Annotated in this window: 4 protein-coding genes; all 4 read right to left on the bottom strand. The window is 67.6% G+C overall.

Features of this window, described 5'->3' with window-relative positions:
- Positions 1 to 512 (bottom strand): ABC transporter substrate-binding protein (locus AB2385_RS16650; RefSeq protein ID WP_367656136.1); only part of this gene is annotated, 512 nt, incomplete at its 3' end.
- Between the two features lie 39 nt (positions 513 to 551).
- Positions 552 to 1919 carry a hypothetical protein gene (locus AB2385_RS16645; protein ID WP_367656135.1) on the bottom strand — a complete coding sequence of 456 codons (1368 nt, stop codon included), beginning with the start codon at positions 1917 to 1919 and terminating at the stop codon, positions 552 to 554.
- A complete protein-coding gene (locus AB2385_RS16640) occupies positions 1916 to 2866 on the bottom strand; it encodes a carbohydrate kinase family protein (protein WP_367656134.1) in 951 nt (316 codons plus the stop codon). Before AB2385_RS16640 ends, AB2385_RS16645 begins: the two co-directional genes overlap by 4 nt.
- A gap of 315 nt (positions 2867 to 3181) precedes the next feature.
- Positions 3182 to 4240, bottom strand: coding sequence for a bifunctional 3-deoxy-7-phosphoheptulonate synthase/chorismate mutase (locus AB2385_RS16635; RefSeq protein ID WP_367656133.1), 1059 nt, complete (start codon positions 4238 to 4240; stop codon positions 3182 to 3184).
- Positions 4241 to 4674: the final 434 nt, after the last annotated feature.

Genomic DNA, 4674 nt, shown 5'->3' with positions numbered 1-4674 from the left:
CCCCAGAGGGTGCCCGAGCCGAAGGTCTGGCCGTCGTCGGTATACCGGTTGCGGGCCAGCAGGCCGGCGGCGATGCGCTTGGACCAGCCGTACTTCTCGTCATACTGGTCCATCGGCACCAGGAGGCCGGCCCGGACCATGGGGCCCATGCTGGACTCGCCGTTGTTGATCTGCGCGATGTCGGGGCCCTCGCCGCTGGAAACCGCGCGCTGCAGGCTCTTCTGCAGTTCCTCGGTGGTCCAGCCGCGGTGCTCGACCTTCACGCCAGGATGCTGCTGCTCAAACTCGGCCGCCAGCTGCTCCACCACGTCCTTGAGCACACCCGAGTTGTTAGTATCCCAGAACACCAGCTTGATCTGTTCCGTGCCGGATGTAGTCCCCTGCTCACTCTGCTGGGTCGTTCCCTGGGTCGAGCCGCCTTGGGGCTGTGAGCTGGTCCCCGATTGACCGGAACATCCCACCAGAGCCGCGATCAACGTGATTCCCAGGAACACTGAAACCCATCGACGCATGCAAGCTACCTCCTTACTTCAGCTGCGATGACGTGGTGCTCAGGCGAACTGCGGCAGGAAGGGTTTGTGAGCAACGAGGTACTCGTCGACCAGCTGACGGGCCAGAGAGTACGACGAGACGAGTGGATGGGTGGCCAGCGCCTGCACGGCAAGCTGGTAGGAGCCCTCGACGGCGGCCTGCACCGTGAGCCGCTCGTAAGCCTTGACGGCCGTGATCAGCGGGCTCACCTGCGGCGGCACCGGATCCTGGGCCAGAGGCCGGGCACCGTGTTCGTCCAGCAGCGAGGTGACCTCCACCACGTCCTCCCGCCGGAGGATGTCCAGGGCCCCGCAGTTGGGCACGTTGAGGATGAGGGTGGCCTTGCGGCGCTGGACGGCTGCGGTCATCACGGCCATCGCCAGCCCTTCGTACCCCTCGCCCTCGAAAACGGTCCCGTCCTCGGCCGGAGCGGCTTCCTCCACCTTGCGGCCGGACTCCCGGGCCATGTAGGTGGCGTTGCGGGTGTTGATACCCTGCTCGTAGGCCCGGAGGGCGGCGTCCATGTCGCCGGAGGCCACCAGCTCGGCGAGGCTGGCCCAGAGAGGCCGGTTGATGCTCAGCACCTGCTGGCCGCGGCTCCCGCCGGAGGCGAGGATGTTGGCGACCGCCTTCTCACGGTAGTAGAAGTAGTACAGGTACTCGTTGGGCAGGAGCCCGTACATGCGGACCAGGTCCGGCTCGAAGAGGCCCCACTCAGGGTAGCGGGCGGCCAGTTCCTCGTAGTGTGCGAGGATGTGGGGCATGCGGTCCTCGCCGTCCACCAGCACGCGGCGGATCCAGCCCAGGTGGTTGAGGCCGAAGTACTCCAGGTACACCTGGTCCGCCGGCACGCCCAGGAAGGCGGCCACGCTCCGCTTCATGGCGGTGGGCGCATCGCAGATGCCGATGGCGCGCACCGGGGAGTAGGTGGTGAGCGCCTGGGTGATCAGCCCCGACGGGTTCGTGAAGTTGATCAGCCACGCCTGCGGGGCGACCTCCCGGATGACCCGGGCGTAGTCGAGCATCACCGGGATGGTCCGGAGGGCCATGGCGAAACCGCCGGGGCCCGTGGTCTCCTGGCCGAGCACGCCGTGCTTCAGCGCGATCTCCTCGTCCCGGATCCGGCCTTCTTCCTGGCCCACTCGGATGGCGCTGAAGATGAAGGCCGCGCCCCGGGCCGCCTCCCGGAAGTCATGGGCATACGTCACCTTGAAGCGGGCGCCCCAGCGGTCGGCCAGGTGTCCGACGAACCGGCCCATCGTCTCCAGCCGGCGGGGGTCTGCGTCGTAGAGCACCACCTCGGTGAGCGGCAGAGACTCCTGGCGGCGGATGAGCCCGCTCACGAGCAGGGGCGTCCGAATCCCGGCGCCCAGCAGGACAAGCTTCATTTCTCGTGCCTCCTCTTAGGAACGGTGATCCCTGCGGCCTCGGCGGCTGCGATCAGTTCCGCCTCGCGCGGCGCTCCGGCGTATCCCCCGGCCCGCTGTACGTTCAGCCCGCCGCAGATGTTGCCGAGGTTGAGGGCCTCCGTAACCGACATTCCCTTGCGCCAGCCGTAAAGGAACCCGGCGTTGAAGCAGTCGCCGGCGCCCGTCGCATCCACCACTTCTACCGGTTGCGTGGGGGCATGGTACTCGACGCCGTCCACGATGGCCGACGAACCGTCGGCCCCACGCTTCAGGACCACAAACCGGGCCGCCTCACCCAGCCGCCGCAGGGCGGCGCAGGCGTCGGTGGCGCCGGTGATGGCGCGGGCCTCCGCCTCGTTGGCGAACACCAGGTCAGGCAGGGGGAGCAGCTCCCAGATGCGGCTGGACTTGAGCCAGGCCTCGTCCCACCCGGTGTCCACCGTGAGCCTCATGCCCCGCCTGTCGGCCTCCGCCTTGTAGAGGGGCAGGTCGGGCCCCAGGTAGGCGTGCAGGAGCGGCGCCTCCACCCGCCCGATCACCGCCAGGGCGTGGCTCCGGAAGGCGTCTTCATAGACCTGCCGCCTCTCCTCGTAGCTCACGAAGCCCCGGTCCCCCTGATACGTCATGCACACGCTCACTGAGGGCAAGGGTTCCGGTAGGATGCGGATGAGCTCGGTCGACACGCCCTCGGCTTCCATGATGGACAGGGCCAGCCGGCTCCACGGGTCGTTGCCGACCACCCCCACCATGCCGACGGCGAACCCCAGACGGTGAAGGGCGGCCACCATGTTGAACGCCCCGCCGGCCGCCACCAGGAAGCCCTCCGCGTAGACCTCCTGGCCCAGGGCCGGCCAGCTGGGGATGTTCGTGAACACGAGGTCCACGGTGGGACGCCCCACCACGAGCACGTCATATCGGTGCGGCAAATGCATACACCCGCCCACATGAAAACGGTTGAAAGCGCTTTAGTCCAGATTCGCTCATCACACGGGAATCGAGCATATGCCGCGCAAGGCCTTGCGCTACAGCAAAGCTGTGGTGCGGCCTTTCGCAACACATCTGTTTCCAATCTAGATGGTAGCGCTTTCATTAACTCCTGGGCGAAGAATTCGCTTTGTCGCCTGTATTTCCTGCGGGGTTCGGCTGGTTTTAGTAATGTTAAGTAGCAGTATTGTAAAATAGTAAAGGCGCTCGCCGATGTGAGTCGGCGAGCGCCTTCCCGCTTGCATGATAGACGGCGACTACAACTCCTCCTGGAGCCGCCGTGAACAGGCGAGGATGGCCTCCCACACGGCCCGCACGTCCTCGGCCCGCAGGGCCGGGCCGGCCTGCCGGACCAGCCTGTCCAGCAGGGCGTGCTCCCGCTCCTCCTGGAAAACGGGGACGCCTGTCCCGGCCTTGATCCGGCCCACCCGGCGGGCGACCTCCATGCGGCGGGAGAGCAGGGCGAGCAGCTGCTCATCCAGCCGGTCGATCTCCTGCCGGCATTCGGCGAGGCTCTCCAGGGCCGCGGCCGGAAGCAGGCCCAGATCCTGCATCAGGGCACGGAATGCGCCCGGATCGAGCTGTTGGGCGGCGTCGGAGAGCGCCCGGTCCGGGTCCGGGTGCACCTCGATCATGAGCCCGTCCACCCCGGCGGCAAGGGCCGCCCGGGAGAGCGCCGGAATCAGGTCCCTTCGCCCGGCGGCGTGGCTCGGGTCGATGATCACGGGCAGCCCTGACCGTTTCCGCGCCACGATGGCAGTGCTCAGGTCCAGCGTGTTGCGGGTGCACGTCTCAAAGGTGCGGATGCCCCGCTCGCAGAGGATCACCTGGTCGTTCCCGGAGTCCATGATGTACTCCGCCGCGGCAAGCCACTCGTCCAGCGTGGCGCTCAGCCCCCGCTTGAGCAGGACCGGCTTCCCGGCCCGTCCCACCTGCTTCAGCAGGGCGAAGTTCTGCATGTTGCGGGAGCCCACCTGGAGCACGTCGGCATACCGGGCGACCAGATCGATCTGGGCGGTGTCCATCACCTCGGTCACCACCGGCAGGCCGGTCTCCTCTCGGGCCAGGGCCAGGAGCCGCAGCCCCTCCTCCCCCAGACCCTGGAACGACCGCGGCGAGGTACGCGGCTTGAACGCCCCGCCCCGCAGGGCCGTCGCTCCCGCCACCTTCACCGCCCGGGCCGCCTCCAGAATCTGCTCCTCGCTCTCCACGCTGCACGGGCCCGCGATGATGAGCGGGCGGCCTGAGCCCAGCCCAAGGCCCGCAAACCGGTCAGCCCCCCAGCGCGTCGTCACAGCAGTCAGGCCTTCGGCCATGCTCATCCGCCTCCTCTTGCCGAAACTCAAAAGGCTCCCGTCCCGGCAAGGGACGAGAGCCTCGCTCCCGTGGTACCACCCTCATGAGCCGCCCACGGCGGCCCGCTCGACAGCAGGCGCGGAGGAAGAAGTTCCTCGACGCCGCTCCCCGCTAACGGAGGGAAACCCGGCCCGGCCTACTGGCGCCGCACGGGCGTGCGGCCGTTCAGCTGGCAGCTCCCGGGCGAACTTCAGCGGGAACCTCCAGGCCGCGCTCTCAGTCGCCGGCGCCGCCTCCCTGGATGGAGATCGATCCGCCTACTTTGCCCGTTCATCGCGGTTACGTATTGAAGCTCATTCTAGCCGCTGCCGGCGCGCTCGTCAAGAGGGAGTTTGCCAACGGGTCTGTCAAGTGAAAGTGGGTACGTCGCACTTCCAAAAGTGTTCTGTATGAT

This window comes from Symbiobacterium sp. (assembly GCF_040797425.1).
Taxonomy (GTDB): domain Bacteria; phylum Bacillota; class Sulfobacillia; order Symbiobacteriales; family Symbiobacteriaceae; genus Symbiobacterium.
This window is presented reverse-complemented; position numbering and strand designations above follow the sequence as displayed.

Excerpts from the sequence above, each read along its gene's own strand:
- AB2385_RS16645 (WP_367656135.1), bottom strand. The coding sequence starts at position 1,919 with ATGAAGCTTGTCCTGCTGGGCGCCGGGATTCGGACGCCCCTGCTCGTG.
- AB2385_RS16635 (WP_367656133.1), bottom strand. The coding sequence starts at position 4,240 with ATGGCCGAAGGCCTGACTGCTGTGACGACGCGCTGGGGGGCTGACCGG.